The sequence below is a fragment of the Actinopolymorpha sp. B17G11 genome, assembly GCF_040196095.1.
In the GTDB taxonomy this organism is placed as follows: Bacteria; Actinomycetota; Actinomycetes; order Propionibacteriales; family Actinopolymorphaceae; genus Thermasporomyces.
Map to the genome: position 1 here is coordinate 250596 of NZ_JBEFTW010000004.1, position 17194 is coordinate 267789.

Annotated in this window: 14 protein-coding genes; 9 read left to right on the top strand and 5 right to left on the bottom strand. The window is 68.9% G+C overall.

Features of this window, described 5'->3' with window-relative positions; genetic code table 11:
• Positions 1-116: 116 nt before the first annotated feature.
• From ABN028_RS07095 to ABN028_RS07105, 3 genes are all read right to left on the bottom strand, one after another.
• Positions 117-1025 (bottom strand): PP2C family protein-serine/threonine phosphatase, encoded by a 909-nt coding sequence (locus tag ABN028_RS07095; RefSeq protein ID WP_349329235.1) that lies wholly within the window; start codon positions 1023-1025, stop codon positions 117-119.
• Positions 1026-1388: 363 nt separating this feature from the next.
• On the bottom strand, positions 1389-3170 hold the full coding sequence (locus tag ABN028_RS07100) for an ABC transporter ATP-binding protein (protein WP_349696032.1): 1782 nt from the start codon (positions 3168-3170) through the stop codon (positions 1389-1391).
• Entirely contained in the window at positions 3163-5049 is a 1887-nt protein-coding gene (locus ABN028_RS07105) for an ABC transporter ATP-binding protein (protein WP_349696033.1), read from the bottom strand. The genes ABN028_RS07100 and ABN028_RS07105 overlap by 8 nt, the downstream gene beginning before the upstream one ends.
• Positions 5050-5342: 293 nt before the next feature.
• Between ABN028_RS07105 and ABN028_RS07110 the strand changes: the two genes are divergently transcribed.
• Positions 5343-6584, top strand: coding sequence for a CaiB/BaiF CoA transferase family protein (locus tag ABN028_RS07110; RefSeq protein WP_349329239.1), 1242 nt, complete (start codon positions 5343-5345; stop codon positions 6582-6584).
• Positions 6585-6707: 123 nt separating this feature from the next.
• Here ABN028_RS07110 and ABN028_RS07115 read toward each other — a convergent pair whose 3' ends face one another.
• On the bottom strand, positions 6708-7376 hold the full coding sequence (locus tag ABN028_RS07115; RefSeq protein ID WP_349696034.1) for a uridine kinase family protein: 669 nt from the start codon (positions 7374-7376) through the stop codon (positions 6708-6710).
• 438 nt (positions 7377-7814) lie between these two features.
• Between ABN028_RS07115 and infC the strand changes: the two genes are divergently transcribed.
• From infC to ABN028_RS07155, 8 genes are all read left to right on the top strand, one after another.
• Positions 7815-8519 (top strand): translation initiation factor IF-3, encoded by a 705-nt coding sequence (infC, locus tag ABN028_RS07120; protein WP_349329241.1) that lies wholly within the window; start codon positions 7815-7817, stop codon positions 8517-8519.
• Positions 8520-8642: 123 nt separating this feature from the next.
• The gene (gene rpmI, locus ABN028_RS07125; protein ID WP_502877591.1) at positions 8643-8828 is read left to right on the top strand and encodes a 50S ribosomal protein L35; all 186 of its coding nucleotides are present in this window, start codon (positions 8643-8645) and stop codon (positions 8826-8828) included.
• A gap of 132 nt (positions 8829-8960) precedes the next feature.
• On the top strand, positions 8961-9338 hold the full coding sequence (gene rplT / locus ABN028_RS07130; RefSeq protein WP_349329243.1) for a 50S ribosomal protein L20: 378 nt from the start codon (positions 8961-8963) through the stop codon (positions 9336-9338).
• A gap of 47 nt (positions 9339-9385) precedes the next feature.
• Complete coding sequence (locus tag ABN028_RS07135; protein WP_349329244.1) at positions 9386-10246, top strand: TrmH family RNA methyltransferase; 861 nt, start codon at positions 9386-9388, stop codon at positions 10244-10246.
• A gap of 183 nt (positions 10247-10429) precedes the next feature.
• Positions 10430-11539 carry a phenylalanine--tRNA ligase subunit alpha gene (pheS, locus tag ABN028_RS07140; RefSeq protein WP_349329245.1) on the top strand — a complete coding sequence of 370 codons (1110 nt, stop codon included), beginning with the start codon at positions 10430-10432 and terminating at the stop codon, positions 11537-11539.
• Positions 11539-14037, top strand: a complete 2499-nt coding sequence (gene pheT / locus ABN028_RS07145) for a phenylalanine--tRNA ligase subunit beta (protein WP_349329246.1) — start codon at positions 11539-11541, stop codon at positions 14035-14037. The genes pheS and pheT overlap by 1 nt, the downstream gene beginning before the upstream one ends.
• Positions 14038-14072: 35 nt before the next feature.
• Positions 14073-14885 (top strand): SDR family NAD(P)-dependent oxidoreductase, encoded by an 813-nt coding sequence (locus ABN028_RS07150; RefSeq protein WP_349329247.1) that lies wholly within the window; start codon positions 14073-14075, stop codon positions 14883-14885.
• 178 nt (positions 14886-15063) lie between these two features.
• Positions 15064-16638, top strand: a complete 1575-nt coding sequence (locus tag ABN028_RS07155; protein ID WP_349696035.1) for a Rieske 2Fe-2S domain-containing protein — start codon at positions 15064-15066, stop codon at positions 16636-16638.
• A 5-nt stretch (positions 16639-16643) separates the two neighbouring features.
• Here ABN028_RS07155 and ABN028_RS07160 read toward each other — a convergent pair whose 3' ends face one another.
• Entirely contained in the window at positions 16644-17150 is a 507-nt protein-coding gene (locus tag ABN028_RS07160; protein ID WP_349696036.1) for an NUDIX hydrolase, read from the bottom strand.
• Between the last annotated feature and the right edge of the window lie 44 nt (positions 17151-17194).

Genomic DNA, 17194 nt, shown 5'->3' on the forward strand with positions numbered 1-17194 from the left:
ACTTACGCGGTGGTGACGGCCGGTGCAGTCGCAGCATGCCCGGAACGCGTCCTACCGTCATGATCACGGGGAAGTGTGCCGGCGGGCGAGTGGAGGCCGCGGCGGAGCCGCGGTTCTTATCCGGCGCGTTCGGCCGTCGCGAGGTCGATGACGTTCTCCGGGTCGGCAAGGGCTCCGATCCGCCGGGCCGTCGGCCGGTTCTCCAGGTCGAGGTCATGGGCCTCGACGTCCGCCACCACGCAGGTGATGTTGTCCCGCCCACCCGCGGCGAGACCGGACGAAATGAGCCGCTCCACCGCGTTGTCCGGTGAGCCACCGACCTTCTTCGGTGACCCACCCGCCTCGTCGGGCGAGGTCGCGGCGGTGGGGGGCGACTCCGCGGCTCCGTCGGCTGGCATCCCTCCAAGGTCAGCACCGAGGCGCTCGTCGGAGATGAAGTCGGTGAGCCCGTCACTGCACAGCAGCAGCCGGTCGCCCTCCCGGAGATCGAGCATGGTGAGCTGCGGTTCGTGCCGGTCGGTGGCGTTGACGTAGCGGGTGACGACCGACCGGTGTGGATGGACCTTTGCTTCCTCCGGGGTGATCGATCCCTTGTCGAGGAGGACCTGGACGTAGGTGTGGTCGGTCGTCAGCTGCGTGAGCTCGCCAGCGCGCAGAAGGTACGCGCGGGAGTCCCCGACGTGCGCCAGGGCGAACCTCGTACCGTCGGTGAGGATCGCGGTCATTGTGGTCGCCATGCCGGCGCGTGCCTGGTCCGCGTCCACGCCGTCGCTGAGGGTATGGAGGGCGCGTTCGATCGTCTGGCGGAGGACGACGAGCAGGTCCACCGGATCCCCCGGTGAGGTGATGGCCCGCAGAGAGATCGTGCTCATCACGGACGCGACCGTGGCCGACGCGACTTCCCCGGCCGCCTGACCTCCCACGCCGTCGGCGACGACCAGCAGGTGTGGTGCGGCGAAGGCGGCGTCTTCGTTGTTGTCGCGCACATGACCGAGGTCGCTCTCTGCGGAGTACGCGAAACGCATGAGCATCCTCCAGTCACGTCACCTGCATCGGCCAGGGTCGGCGCAGCCGGAGCCCGCGGTGGAACCGGAGTGCCCGTCGCCTGGCCGGTAGTGCAGGTCATCGTGCCACGCGGCATCGCCGCCGCGTAAGCGTTTCCTCATCTGATGAGTACGCCTGAAGCGAGCTGTGCGTCGTTGCACCGGCCAGACGTGCGGTACAGATTACGGTGTGCCGGCGCGGGCGTTGAGTGCGGAGTAGTCGAGTCCGCCCTTTAGCGCGGCATAGGTCCCGGTTGAGAGCACCTCCTCGGCACTGCATGCCGTCAGCACCGGCCGCGAGGAAGGCCCCGGCGTGCTCCAGGTCTCGGCGGCCGGTTGCGGTGCTCAGCGGTAGGCGTCGGCCTGCAGGGTGTAGAGCTCGGCGTAGAGGCCGGCGCGCTTCATGAGCTCGTCGTGGCTGCCCCACTCGCTGACCCTGGCGTCGTCGACGACGAGAATCAGGTCCGCCGAGCGCACGGTCGAAAACCGGTGCGAGACGAGGACGGTGATCGCGCCGTGCGCCGTCCCGGCCTGGCTCGCCGCCGAGAACCGCCCGAACAGGGCGTGTTCGGTCGGTGCGTCCAGGCTCGCCGTCGGCTCGTCGAGGAACAGGACCAGGGGTTCGGAGCGCATCGACGACCGCCCCAGAGCAACTTTCTGCCACTGCCCGGTCGACAGGTCGGTTCCGCCGGGCCAGCTCGAGCCCAGCTGGGTGTCCGCTCCGTTGTCCAGGCGCTCGAGGACATCGCTCGCGCCGGCGCGTTCCAGGGCGTCGTGGACGGCCCCGGCATCGTCATAACGCGGGAGGTCACCCACACCGACAGCGTGACGTGCGAGCAGTTCGAAGCGGGCGAAGTCCTGGAACGCCGCGGACAGCCTGGCCCGCCACTGCGCGAGGTCGATCCGCGCGAGGTCCAGGCCCTCGACGAGAATCCTGCCCTCGGTGGGTTCGTACATCCGTGAGAGCAGCTTGACCAGCGTCGTCTTGCCGGCACCGTTCTCGCCGACCAGTGCCACCACACTGCCGGCCGGCAGGTGGATCGACACGTCCCGCAGGATCCAGGTGTCGGTGCCGGGATACCGGAAGGACACGTGCTCGAACCGGATTCCCTCGTCCAGCCGCGCCGGTGCGGGCAGTGTGCCGGTGCCACCTGCCATGACCTTCGCCGCGTAGTCCTGGAGCCACAGCAGTCGGCCTGCCGCACGGAGCACCCGGCCGAGCCCGGCCACGCTGTACGCCGGGCCGAGCACCTGGTTCTGCACGCGTTCGCAGACGATCACAGCGGTGATCACTTCACCGGGCCTTGCCGCGCCGCGGCTGGCCTGCCACAACACGAACCCGACCGCGAGGGCGAACCCGACCGCGAAGAGCAACGAACGGAGGCCGCCGGTGAAGGTCTCCTTCACCTGTGCCCGGTGGATGGGACGACGGGCGTCGGCCCACGCTGAGTTCATCCGTCCCAGCACTTCACGCTGCAGGCCGAACACCCGCAGCTCCGGCGCGGCGGCCTGGTCGACGGCGAGACCACGCAGGTGGCGGGCCAACCGCCCAGGTGTGGCCGACTCCGCCTCCGCCGCGGCATGCCAACGCTGCTGGAGGCTCGCGATCGGGAACGCCGGAAGCGCGAACAGCACCAGCAGCAGGATGAACGGGTGGAGCATCAGCAGCACCACGCCAGTCCCCAAGGCACCGACCAGCGCCGTCGTCGTGGTGACGAGGCTGTTCAGCGACTGGCCGAGTACGCCCTGGCTCTGGCGTAGCAGCTCGATCCGGTCCTGGTAGTCGCCGCGTTCGTGGTGCTCGATCCCTGGCAGCTCGCTCGAGAGCCGGCTGATCTCGCGGTCGAACGCGAAACCCACCCGCTCGGACAGCCGCACCCGGATGCCCGTCGCGACGTAGGAGGAGACATACCGCAGTCCGATGGTGACGAGCAGACCGATCGAGCCAGCCACCAGTTGGGCGCCGTCACGGTCGAGTACGCCGTCTGCGAGGACGCCGAGAAACCAACCGAACAAGGGGTACATCAACGCGCCGAGCGGTTCCAACGTCGTGCCCAGCGACCGCCACGGATCCGTACGGACGGCCGTACGCACCAGCAGGGAGATCTCCCGCCAACGCTCACGCATGTGCGGTCCCCTCCACGGCAGCTTCCCGGTCCTTCGGCTCATCGTCGAAGCGCTGGGCCTGCAGAGTGAACATCGTCGCGTAGGTCTCACCCGTCGCCATGAGCTCGTCGTGACTCCCGTCCTCGACAACCCTGCCGCCGTCGAGAACCACGATCCGGTCGACATGGCGCACGCTGGAGAGCCGGTGCGAGACCAGGATCGTCGTGGTGTCGCGGGTCAGGGCGAGGAACCGGTCGAAGAGCTCGGCCTCGGCGCGTACGTCGAGATTGGCCGTCGGCTCGTCGAGGATCAGCAGCCCGGCTCCGCCCCGGATGGCCGCGAGCGCCCTGGCCAGCGCGACCTTCTGCCACTGTCCACCGGACAGGTCCACGCCATCGGGGTAGCCACGGGCGAGAATCGTGTCCCATCCGGCCGGCAACTCCGCGAGCAGGTCGAGGCCACCCGCGTCGCGGAGAGCCGACTCCAGCTCGTGCGGCTTGTCGAGAAGGTCGAGACTGCCGAACCCGACGTTCTCGCGGAGCGACAGTTCGTACCGGATGAAGCTCTGGAAGATGACACCCAGACGGGTCCGGAGCTCGGCGGGATCGAACGTACGCAGATCCCTGCCGTCGACGCTGACGCGTCCAGCGTCTGGCGCGTACAGTCCGCAGATCAGCTTGGTCAGCGTGGTCTTGCCGGCACCGTTGAGGCCGACAATGGCGAGGGACTGACCCGCGGGGACGTGGAGGTCGAGACCTGCGAGCACCGGCCGGCTCCCGCCGCGGTAGCTGAAGCGGACCCCTTCGAGACGGATGTCAGCCGGCCCGCCTGCCGTGGACGGACGAAGTGGGGGATCGCCGTCCCGCCGCGGAGCGGGCCCGTCGACACCGGCCATGTCGTAGAAACTGGCCCTGTCGTAGAAACTGGCCCTGTCGTAGAAACTGGCCCTGTCGTAGAAACTGGCCCTGTCATCGACACCGAGGCGCTTCTCCAGATCGAGGAGTTGGCGGGCGAGTGCCGCCGCCCGCCTCACCCGCCACTGCGGCTCACCCAGAAATCCCAACTCGCCCATGCCGAGTGCCGCCAGGCCGTACACCGTCAGAGCGCCGACGCTCAGGTCGCCCTGGCTGGCCTGCCAGCCCAGTGCCGCGAACACGACGCCATACGCACCGACGACAGCGGTGGTACCGAGGGCGATGCCCCGCACGTTGGTACGTCGTGCCCGCCAGACCGCCGACATCGCCTCCAGCCAGGTCCTCGTGTATTCGGCGACGACCCACTCGGACAGCCCGAAGACGCGTACCTCCTTGGCGGCAGAGGGTCCCGTGGCCAGCCCGCGAAGGTACTCCGACCGTCGGAGCTGGCCACCACCCTCCGTTCTGGTGGCGGCGAAACCGCGTTCCATCCACCGGCTCGCGCCCCGGTTGGCGACGAACCAGCCGGCGATCAGGACGACGGGAGCCCACCAGGCGAAGGTGACGAGGATGGCAGCGGCCCCGATACCGGCGATGCGCATGGAGACGAGGATGCGGAGCGCCCAGGCGGTCTGGACGTAGAGGCCGGTGCGTTCGAAGTCGCGGATGGCGTCGAGATCTCCGGCCACCTCGGGGCTCTCGAGTTCGGCGATGTTCTTCGGCGCGAGGTACGCAGTTCCGGCGGTGTGGGACACCACCTGCATGAGCCTGGTGTTCATGACCTCGCAGAGCAGTCGCGCGAACGCGAGGCCGAGGCCACTGGCGAAGAAGCCGGCCGTCACCAGACCGAGGGCGACCAGGGCGTGGCGTCCGGCGGTGGAGGCGATTCCCTCGTCGACGGCCGCCGGAAGTGCGCCCACGAGCATGCCGGTCGCGAGGACGGTCGCGTTGGGCAGCAGGCCGAGCACGAGGGTGAGGATCGCCATCCAGACCATGAGAGACCGGTCTGCTCGCCAGAGAAGTAGGCCAAGTGCCTTGAGACCCCTGAACCAGGACAGCGGTGACACCTCCATTGGTAGCTGTACGGCCCCGCACTGTAGTAATCGGCGCGCTGTGTGGAAAGGTCGACAAGCCCGACGCAGGTCGTCGCGGACACGAACGCGAGGGCGGCGTCCTCGACGAGCTCCGAACCGACGGTGTAGATGTGGTGGTGGATGCCATGGCCTTGGTGGCGATCCAGCTGTGATGACATGTGAAGCCGAGGGAAAGAGGTGCGTTCGTGCCCGGACCGTTGTCGGACGTTCTTGTCATCGACCTGTCCCGGGCCCTCGCCGGTCCGCACGCCGCCATGATGCTCGGCGACCTCGGCGCGCGCGTGATCAAGGTCGAAAACCCAGACGGAGGTGACGATTCTCGCGGCTGGGGTCCACCGTTCGTCGGACCGGAGGCCGCACCCGAGGCAACATACTTCCTGTCCTGCAACCGGAACAAGGAGTCCATCACCCTCGACCTCAAGTCCGATGACGGCCGTCGGCAGCTGCGCCGCCTGCTACGCCAGGCCGACGTGCTCGTGGAGAACTTCCGGCCCGGCGTACTCACCCGACTCGGCTTTGCTGAGGACGAGCTGACGAGGCTCAACCCGCGGCTCGTCGTCCTTTCCATCACCGGGTTCGGCCATGACGGGCCGGAAGGTATGCGCGCCGGCTACGACCAGATCGCCCAGGGGGAGGGCGGGCTGATGTCCATCACCGGGCCGAGTCCGGAAGAGCCGATCCGGGTCGGGGTGCCGATCGCCGACCTGCTGGCGGGGATGTACGGCGCCTACGGTGTCGTCGCGGCCCTGCACGAACGGGCCCGCACCGGGCGCGGGCGGATCGTGCGTACGTCCCTGCTCGCCGCGATCGTCGGTGTGCACGCCTACCAGGGAACTCGCTACACCGTGGCGGGCGAGGTCGCCCACGCCCAGGGCAACCACCACCCGTCCATCTGTCCCTACGGGTTGTTCCACGCGGCCGACGGCATCGTCCAGATCTCCGTGGGCAGCGAAGGGTTGTGGCGACGGTTCGCGGCGGCGTTCGACCTCCCGGCGGACGCCGAGGGGTACGCATCCAACGCCGACCGCGTCGGCAACCGGGACGCGGTGATCGCCGCCGTCGAGGCCGCGTTCGCACAGTGGCCGACCGACCGCCTGCTGCCCAAGCTTGCGGAGGTCGGGGTGCCTGCCGGTGAGGTCAAGACGCTCGACCAGGTGTACGCATGGGATCAGACGCGCTCCCAGGGTCTGGTGGTCGACGTGGAGCACGCATCGCTGGGCCGGATCGCGATTCCCGGACCGGCGATCCGGCTGGACGACAACGCCTATGCCGGTGGGCAGGAAGCCAACCTCGCGCCGCCGACACTGGGCCAACACACGGACGCGGTCCTCGAATGGCTCGACGAGGTTGAGGCGGCGGAGGCTACCGCCGACCACGACCCGTTCTCAGCCGCCGACCCGGCCCGGGGCGCTGATCCGTCCACCTGATGCGCTGATCTGTCCTGATGCGCTGGTCTGTCCTGATGCGCTGGTCTGTCCTGATGCGCTGATCCGTACCGACGAGCCGACCCGTGAGGTGTGGCCCTGCAGTGGCGGGTCGGGAGGGGGTGGTCACCGGCGCCAGGCCGTGACGACGACCTCGGCCTCCGGGTCGTACGCCACCGTCGGCGCGCCGTCGACGATGAGGTCCGCCCGGCCCCTGGTCCGCTCCACGGTGAAATGTCGGCGTTCCGCCGCTGCCCAGGTGTCCCAGTAAGGCCCGAAGCCGCCGTCGTCGCGGACCGTGCCGCGGGCATACCTGGTCTCGGTCGGTGCCTCCACCCAGATCTTGCAGACGGCATGGCCGTCGACGACTCGCGCGGCGGAGCCAACGCCCTCGACGACCAGCGCCGGGCAGGCGGGGACGGCATGCCATTCGGCGAACGTGCCGGCGGTCCAGTCGTAGCGCCGGTAGCGCGCCGGCGCGCCGGTACGCAGCGGGCCGAGCAACCACGTCTCGAGCCGGGCCGCCACACCAGGCAGCCCGTCCCATCCTTCGTACAGGTCGTCCATGTGGACCACCGGGACGTCGCCGAGTACCTTCGCCAGCTTGCCGGCGAGGGTTGTCTTGCCGGAACAGGTCGGACCGTCGACGCAGACCAGCCGCACCGGACCGAGACGCGGCGCCTCGACCAGGATGTGTCGGGCCACCGCGGCAAGTGGATGCACCACGCCGGCGGAGGTCTCCGGTGACATACCTACCGCCGGGTCGGGGCTCGTGCGGTCGCGGGACTCAGCCACGGCCGGCAAGCGTAGATGACCGATACTCGCGATTCCTCGGACCGGCTATCGTCTCGCCCTAACGCACCAGTGTCGACGGCGCCGGCGTGGGCCTGGCGTTCGTCCGGCGGTTCTCGGCCGAAGCGTCGGCGCCCTACCGCTCGACCGGCGAGAAGGCGCGGACGAGCAGACGCTGAGAGCTTTGGTAGGCTTACAGCCGGCCGATCTGGCCAGGTGCGTTCCGCGTACCCGACCAGGTCCCAAAGCGGAGGTCATCTCCCACCCGCAGCGATCGGCAGTGATCGTCGGGTCCGGCCGGCCGCCCGGCGCTCCTCGCGAGTGCTACCAGGCGGCCCGTGCGGCACTCCGGTCTTCGGGCTGGTGCCCACCGCATGCACCGGGTGATGGCTTCCGTGACGAGAGCACGGGAGCCTTTTTCGTGTTCTCACCATTTGCGAGGTGTCCGGACCGGCGGCCGCCAGCCATCGTCTACCACCCAGGAGGGTCCTCATCGCCACAGAGCTTCGCGTCAATGAGCGGATCCGGGTTCCCGAGGTCCGACTCGTCGGACCTGCAGGGGAGCAGGTCGGCATCGTACGTATCGACGATGCGTTGCGCCTGGCGCAGGAGGCGGATCTCGACCTTGTCGAGGTCGCCCCGACGGCCAGGCCGCCGGTCTGCAAACTGATGGACTTCGGAAAGTTCAAGTACGAAACCGCTCAAAAGGCCCGGGAAGCTCGACGTAACCAGGCCCAGACGGTCATCAAGGAGATGAAGCTCCGCCCGAAGATCGACCCGCACGACTACGAGACCAAGAAGGGTCACGTGGTGCGGTTCCTTCGCCAGGGGGACAAGGTCAAGATCACGATCATGTTCCGTGGACGCGAGCAGAGCCGGCCCGAACTGGGCTTCCGGCTCCTGCAGCGACTGGCCGAAGACATCGACGATCTCGGGTATGTCGAATCCCAGCCCCGCCAGGACGGCCGGAACATGATCATGGTCGTCACGCCGCACAAGCGGAAGTCGGAGGCGCGGGCAGACATCGAGGCCGACAAGGCCCGCCGGGCCGCCGAACGCGAGGCGGACCGGGTGGCCGAACGCGCCGAGCGGACCGCACCGCAGGAGCGGGCCGAGCGCACGCCACAGACGGCGGACGTCGAGTAACACCACCACCGGGTCGCCCGGCCGGGGATCTGGTCCCTGACCGGCGGCCACGTACGACCAAGCATCACGTCGGGTGCGCATTGTGCCCTCGACGCCTCCAGCCAAGGGACGACCATGCCGAAGATGAAGACCCACAGCGGGGCCAAGAAGCGCTTCCGGGTGACCGCCAGCGGGAAGCTCATGCACAACCGGGCGAGCCGGAGCGCCAAGATGGAGAAGAAGGCGGCCAAGGTTTCGCGGCGACTCGCGCCGGCCGTCGAGGCGGCCTCCCCTGACAAGAAGAAGATCAAAAGGCTTCTCGCGCGCTGACGCGGCCGCACGGCCTCAGGCCCTTGACGGCGGTCGTACCACCACCGACTCCCAGGGCCGTCCCACCAGACCCGACCATGAACCACGCCGCGTTCCAGCTGTGCGCGGCACACCCGAGCAAGGAGTACGCCAGTGGCACGCGTGAAGCGGGCGGTCAACGCCCACAAGAAGCGTCGCGAAATCCTCGAGAGGGCCAAGGGGTACCGCGGCCAGCGCTCGCGCCTCTACCGCAAGGCAAAGGAGCAGGTCACCCACTCCCTCGTCTACTCCTACCGCGACCGCAGGGCGCGCAAGGGCGACTTCCGGCGGCTGTGGATCACCCGGATCAATGCCGCGGCCCGGCAGAACGGCATGACCTACAACCGGTTCGTCCAGGGTCTGAAGGCCGCCGGCGTCGAGGTGGACCGGAAGATCCTCGCTGATCTCGCCGTCACCGACGCCCCGGCGTTCGCCGCACTGGTCGAGGTGGCCAGGAAGGCACTGCCCGCCGAGACCGACGCCGCGGCCTGACGGCAGATTCGTACGACACCGACGATTCGCGACCGACGTTGATGTCCGTGGCCGGCCCGGAGCTCACCGACCTGCGCGCCAGCCGTGTGGTCGCTGCACGGCGCCTCGTGAAGCGGGCGTTCCGGTCGCGGGGCCGACAGTTCCTGGCTGAGGGCCCGCAGGCCGTCTGCGAGGCGCTCGCGGTTCCCGGCATAGTGCGGGAGCTCTTCGCGACGGCTCCGGCGACGCAGCGTTATCCCGAGTTGATCGCCGCCGCCGAGCGAGGCGACGTCCCCGTACGCCTGGTGTCCGGTGAGGTCTTCGACAGCCTCGCGCAGACGGTGACCCCGCAAGGTGTCCTGGCGGTGTGCTGCTTTGTCGACGTGGCCTATTCCGAGGTAGTAGACGCGGCGCCCTCGTTGGTCGCGGTCCTGGCGCAGGTTCGTGATCCGGGCAATGCGGGCACGGTCCTGCGGTGCGCGGACGCTGCGGGCGCTGACGGGGTCGTGTTCACGGACGCCTCGGTCGATGTCTACAACCCGAAATGTGTCCGCGCATCCGCGGGCAGCCTGTTCCACCTCCCGGTCGCGGTAGGCATGCCGGCGGCCGAGGGGGTCGCCTCGCTGCGGGCGGGAGGGGTGAGGGTGCTCGCCGCCGACGGCGCGGGCGAGATCGACCTGGAAGTCGCGGGTGAGCGGGGCCTGCTCGCCGGGCCGACGGCCTGGATCTTCGGCAACGAGGCCTGGGGCCTGCCGTCGGCGACACGTGGGTTGGTCGATGCCGTGGTCCGCGTGCCTGTCTACGGTCGCGCCGAGAGCCTCAACCTCGCTACTGCGGCCGCCGTCTGCCTCTACGCCTCTGCCCGGGCCCAGCGTGCGCCTGGCGGCTGCCGATCCGACCCGGGTGCCCCGGTGGTTCGCGGCAAATGACCACGCTGAGCAGGTATGCCGCATCGGACCAGGCGTCGATGCATGGCTCGGGTGCTGCAGACCTGCTCAGCGTGGTCATTTGCCGGCCTTGGCCGGCGCCGGGAGGGCTGGGCTGGCCACCGCCGGGCGTCTCCCTAGACTTTGCCAGGCGTACGACTTGATGAGGGGACCCTCCGACTGAACATGTCCGGCCCGAACACGAACTACGATCCGGTCGAGGTCACGCCACTGCACCCCGACGAGGTGGCGCGGATGCGCGACGAGGCGCTGGCCGCGATCGAGGCGGCGGAAGATCTCGACGCCCTCCGCGAGGCGCGCCTCGCCCACGCCGGCGACCGCAGCCCGCTCGCGCTCGCCAACCGCGAGATCGGTTCACTCCCACCGCAGGCCCGCAAGGACGCCGGTATGCGGATCGGCGCCGCCCGCAAGGCCGTCAACGAGGCCCTCGCGGCGTGCCAGGCCGCTCTCGAGCAGAAGCGCGAGGCCCGGATCCTCGTCGAGGAGGCCGTCGACGTCACCCAGCCGTGGGACGTCGAGCCTCGCGGCGCCCGGCATCCGCTGACCACGGTCTCCGAACGCATCGCCGACGTCTTCGTGGCGATGGGCTGGGAGGTCGCCGAAGGGCCCGAGGTCGAGGCCGAGTGGCTGAACTTCGACGCCCTCAACATCCCACCGGACCACCCGGCACGTACGACGATGGACACGTTCTTCGTCGACCCGGAGGAAGCCGGCGTCGTCCTGCGTACCCACACCTCACCCGCCCAGGCACGCACGATGCTGGCCCGCAAACCGCCCATCTACGTCGTGTGTCCGGGTCGGACCTACCGCACGGACGAGCTCGACGCGACCCACACGCCGGTCTTCCACCAGGTCGAGGGGCTCGTCGTCGACGAGGGCATCACGATGGCGCACCTCAAGGGAACCCTCGACCACTTCGCGCAGGCGATGTTCGGCGAGGGCATCAGGACCCGGCTGCGTCCGTACTACTTCCCGTTCACCGAGCCGAGTGCCGAGCTCGACCTGCAGTGCTTCGTGTGTCGCGGCGCCTCCGTCGGCAACCCGGACCGGCCGTGTCGCACGTGCGCGAGCGAGGGCTGGATCGAGTGGGGCGGCTGCGGAGTGGTCAACCCCCGCGTCCTCACCGCCTGCGGCATCGACACCGACCGCTACTCCGGTTTCGCGTTCGGGATGGGAATCGAACGCACCCTGATGTTCCGGCACGGCATCGCCGACATGCGCGACATGGTCGAGGGTGATGTGCGGTTCACCCAGGCGTTCGGATGGGAGAGCTGATGCGGGTCCCGATCTCGTGGCTGCGGGAGTACGTCGACCTGCCCCCCGACATCAGTGCCCGCGAGGTGGCCGATCGGCTGATCCGCTCCGGGCTCGAGGTCGAGGCGGTCGACGAGGTGGGTGCCGACGTCAGCGGCTCGCTGGTGGTCGGCAGGGTTCTGTCCTACGCCGAGGAGACGCACAAGAACGGCAAGACCATTCGCTGGTGCAGCGTCGACGTCGGCGAGGCCGAGCCACGCGGTGTCGTCTGTGGTGCCCGCAACTTCGCCGAGGACGATCTCGTCGTCGTGGCGCTGCCCGGCACGGTGCTGCCCGGTGGGTTCACCATCGGCGCCCGCAGGACCTACGGCCACGTGTCCGACGGCATGATCTGCTCGGCTCTGGAACTCGGCCTCGGTGACGACCACACCGGCATCATCGTGCTGGACCCCGGCGAGACGGTCGAGCCCGGCGCGGATGCCGTCGCGCTGCTGCGGTTGCGTGACGACGTGCTCGACATCGCCACCACGCCCGACCGCGGCTACACCATGTCGATACGTGGCGTGGCACGCGAGGCGGCGACGGCGTTCGGTCTGGCGTTCACCGATCCTGTCGAGGCTCCGCTGACATCTGGCAAGAGTGGCCTGATCGAGCCTTCCGATGCCGGCTATCCGGTGCGGGTCGACGACCCGGTGGGCTGCCCGTCGTTCGCGGCGGTCACCGTGGTCGGGTTCAACCCGGCCACGCCAAGCCCGCGGTGGTTGCAGCGGCGGATCCAGTTGGCCGGAATGCGGCCGATCTCACTCGGTGTCGACGTCACCAACTACGTCATGCTCGACCTGGGCCAGCCGATCCACGGCTGGGACCGTGCGCTACTGCGTGGCCCGATCGTGGTCCGTCGGGCCGAGCCCGGGGAGAAGCTGCAGACCCTCGACGGTGTGACCCGGGTGCTCGATCCCGAGGATCTCGTGGTCACCGACGACTCCGGCCCCGTCGGGCTCGGTGGGGTCATGGGCGGCGCGACCACGGAACTGTCGGAGCAGACGACCGACATCGTGGTCGAGGCGGCGTACTGGGATCCGGTCACGATCGCGCGTACGTCCCGGCGGCACAAACTGTCGAGTGAGGCGTCCAAGCGGTTCGAACGCGGCGTCGACTCCCAGCTTCAGGCGTTCGCGGCGCGGCGGGTGGCGGAACTGCTCGTCGAGATCGGCGGTGGGCGGATCGAGGAAGGTACGACGCTCGTCGGCGTGGTTCCGCCGCGGGAGCCGCTCACGATCCCGGCCGACCACCCGTCCCGGGTCGCCGGCTACGACATCGCCGCGGAGCCGACCGTACGCCGGCTGCAGGAGGTTGGCTGCGAGGTCACGGCTGCCGGCGGCGCGCTGACCGTCACCCCGCCGTCGTGGCGTCCCGACCTCACCGACCCCAACGACCTGGCCGAAGAGGTCATCCGCCTCGAAGGCTACGACGCCGTGCCCAGTGTGCTGCCGGTCGCACCACCCGGGCGCGGCCTCACGGCCGACCAGCGGCTGCGTCGCCTGATCGGCCAAACGTTGGCGGGTGCGGGTTATGTCGAGGTCCTGGCGTACCCCTTCGTCGGGGTGGCCGACTTCGACCGGCTCCAGCTTCCCGCCGACGACGTCCGCCGCCGGGCGCTCCGGCTCGCCAACCCGCTGTCGGAGGAGCAGCCGTTGCTGCGTACGACCCTGCTTCCTGGCCTGCTCGACACGGCTCGGCGCAACGTCGGACGCGGCATGACCGACCTGGCGCTCTTCGAGGTTGGCCTGGTCTTCCGACCGGAGTCAGACACGCCACCAGCGCCGCGGCTCCCGGTCGACGACCGCCCGACCGACGAGGAGATCGCGGCCCTCGATGCCGCCCTCCCGCGGCAGCCCCGCCGGGTGGGTGTCGTCCTGTGCGGCGAGCGGGAGCGGTCCGGCTGGTGGGGCGCCGGTCGGCAGGCGGGATGGGCCGACGCGATCCAGGCGGCCCGGTTGGTCGCGGGCGCGGCCGGCGTGGACCTGGAGGTACGCGCCGACGAGCATGCCCCGTGGCATCCTGGCCGGTGCGCGATCCTGCGCGTCGATGGGCGTCTCGTGGGCCATGCCGGTGAGCTGCACCCCAAGGTCGTCGAGGCGTACGGCCTGCCGGCGCGCGCGTGCGCGATGGAGCTGGACCTGTCGCTGCTGGGCGCGCGGACCGGGCCGGTGGCGGCGCCCACGGTCTCCCCGTATCCACCGGCCAAGGAGGACGTCGCGCTGACCGTCGACGCTGGTGTTCCGGTGGCCGACGTCGAGGCCGCTCTCCGCGAGGGCGCCGGCGAGCTGCTCGAGTCCGTACGCCTCTTCGACGTCTACACCGGCGCGCAGATCGCGGAAGGTACGAAGTCCCTGGCGTTCGCGCTGCGCTTCCGGGCGCCCGACCGGACACTGACCGATGCCGAGGTCGGCGCCGCGAAGCAGGCCGCGGTCGACGAAGCGGCCCGGCGTACCGGAGCGGTCCAGCGGGGCGCCTGAAACGGGTAACAACGCGGGGGAGGCGTAGGAAACCAATGGCGGACAACGCGAGCAAGGTCGCCCTGGTGACGGGTGCGAGCCGTGGCATCGGCCGGGAGATCGCGCTGACGCTTGCCCGGTCCGGTGTCGCCGTCGGTCTGACCGCCCGCGACTCCGACGCACTCGAGCGCGTACGCCGGGAATGCGAGGCCACCGGCGCGCGGGCAGCGACGGCGACGGCCGACGTCACCCGGTACGACGAGGTGCGGTCCGCAGTCGACACCGTGCGATCGGCCCTTGGTTCGGTCGACCTGCTGGTCAACAATGCCGGCCGGATCGAGACCAGTGAGGTCCCGTTGTGGGAGTCCGACCCTGACGAGTGGTGGGCGGTCGTCGAAACGGACCTTCGCGGGCCGTATCTCTTCTGCCGGGCAATGCTGCCGGCGATGGTCGACCGGAGGGCCGGTCGGATCGTCAACATCACCAGCGGGGCAGCGCTCAAGGACAGCGCGATCTACAGCGCCTACGGCGTCGCGAAGACGGCCTTGCTCCGGCTGACCGGTTCGATCGTCGCCGGAGCCGGTCCTGCCGGCGTTCGGGCGTTCGACGTCGCACCCGGCGTCGTCCGGACGGACATGACCGGCGCGATGCCGACCCACCGGGAACGCACGGCGTGGACTCCGGTGGAAGCCGTGACCAGCATGATCGAGGCGATCGCGTCGGGCCGTCTGGACCCACTGTCGGGCCGCTATCTGCGGGCGGGAACCGACGAGGTGTCAGACCTGCTGGAGCGCGCCGACGCGATCGCGCGAGACGATGCCCGCACACTGCGGCTTCGCCCCTACGGCGGCGACGACCCACTGGCCTGACAAACACATTTGCACTGACCTCTCCACACTTTTCGCCCGCGCATTGGAGTTGTCGCAAACTCCGGTTGCCCGCGCCCTCGACGAGTTGAATGTGAACGTACTCGGCCGCCTGAAGAGAGGTGCCGGGAATGTCGTGCCGGATTCAATTCATCAGGCGTAGAGAAAGTTTGATTGCGACATGCGGGTAACGTCGATCGGTCATGCCGGTTTCTTTATCGAGACAGCCGCCGGAACCATACTGTGTGACCCGTGGGTCAATCCCGCGTATTTCGCGTCATGGTTCCCGTTCCCGGACAACAGCAAGCTGGACTGGGACGCGTATCGAGATCCCGACTATCTGTATGTGTCGCACCTGCATCACGATCATTTCGACCCTGAGTTCCTGCGTACGGGCGTGTCGCACACCACCACGGTCCTCCTGCCCGACTATCAGACACCGGAGCTGGAGAATTCCCTGCGAGAGTTGGGTTTCACCAACTTCATCACCGTACCGAACTCGGAGCCGGTCACGCTCGACGGCGGGCTGCGCATCATGATCGTTGCGCTTGTCTCGCCCAGCGACGGGCCCATCGGTGATTCCGCACTCGCGATCGACGACGGGACCGCCCGTCTTCTCAACCAGAACGACGCGAAACCGATCGATCTCGACGTCGTGCGTTCGTTCGGTGATTACGACGTGCATTTCCTGCAGTTCTCCGGCGCCAACTGGTGGCCACTTGTCTATGACCTTCCCGAGTCGGCGAAGGTTGCGTTCGGCCGGAGTAAGCGGGAGAACGGCCTGGCGCGGGCGTACCGCTATGTCGAGGAGATCAACGCCCGTTATGTGGTTCCCTCGGCTGGGCCGGCGGCGTTTCTCGATGATGACCTGATGCAGTACAACGATATCGACAACTCCCCATCGAACCCGTTTCCCGACCACCCGGTCTTTCTCGACTATCTGCGGGAGAAGGAACGGAACAACGGTTTGCTCATGGTGCCTGGCAGCGTGTTGGCCATCACCACCGGAAACGCGGCTGAGGTAACCCACCCGGACGATCACCCGATGGCGCCCTACCAGGACAAGGCGCTCTACCTCCAGTCCTACGCCGAACGTGTGCGCCAGCGGCTGGAAAAGGAGAAGGCGGCGTGGCCCGCCCCGCAGGTCAACATCCTGCCCGAGATCAAGAAGCGGTTCGAACCGTTGCTGAAGATCGCCGACCACATCAGCACCGGAGTAGGCGCCCAACTGCTCATGGAGATCGGCGATACTGACCAGATCGTCGTCGACTTCATCGACCGCGAGGTGCGCCCGTGGAACGGCGAGAAGTGCAGGTACCGCTTCCGGTTCGACCGCACCCTCATCGAGCGGCTGATCGCCGACGACGAGGGAGACTGGGTCAACAGCCTCTTCCTGAGCCTGCGGTTCGGCGCCTCGCGGATCGGTCCGTACAACGAGTTCGTCTACACCTTCTTCAAGTGCCTCTCACCGGAACGCATGACCTACGCCGAGCGCTGGTACGCCCAGCAGGAGGACGAGGTGGAGGAGATCCAGCTCGGTGACTGGATGGTCCAACGCAAGTGCCCACATCGGCAGGCCGACCTGAGCTACTTCGGCGAGGTCACGGGCGACCGGTTGCGGTGCTCCATGCACGGGTACGAGTTCGACCTGTCGACGGGGCGTTGCCTCAACGCGAGCGACCGGCCGATCAAGGCCCGCAAGGTCACGGCGGCGGACTCCGTGCCCGTTCCCACCCACGAGGTGCCCGAGGACTGACGCCCTCACGCGCGGGCGGCCCGGCGGATGAGCGCGGGAAGCCCGTCGGGGTAGCGCTCCCCGCTGGCGGCGAGTTCGTCGGCGTACCACCAGCGGTACGAGACGGTCGTGGCCCTCTCCAGGGCATCCAACCCGTCGAACGAGACCGCGACCTCGCCGACCCGCACGGCGAAGAACGCCTGGGACTGGACGACGAAGTACCCACCCCAGGAGAACTCGACCATGTACGACGCCAGCGGCTCCCCGAAGACGGACGCGTCGACGACGATCCCGGTCTCCTCGCGCAGCTCCCGGCGCGCTGCCTCGCGCGGTGTCTCGCCGCGGTCGATGGCGCCACCGACCGTGAACCAGAAGGGCTCCTCCGGGCGCACGGGGTCGAATCCGTACAACAGGAGCATCCTGCCAGCGGTGTCGACGGGGAGCACCCGGCTGGTCGCTCGCTCGATGTACGCGCGGACACCAGTCCACGAGCGGGACCGGGCGGCGGTCTTCGATGCGGTCGGCTCGCTCACGCCGACGACCGTAAGCATTGACCGGGGGAAAGTGCAGTAGTTTT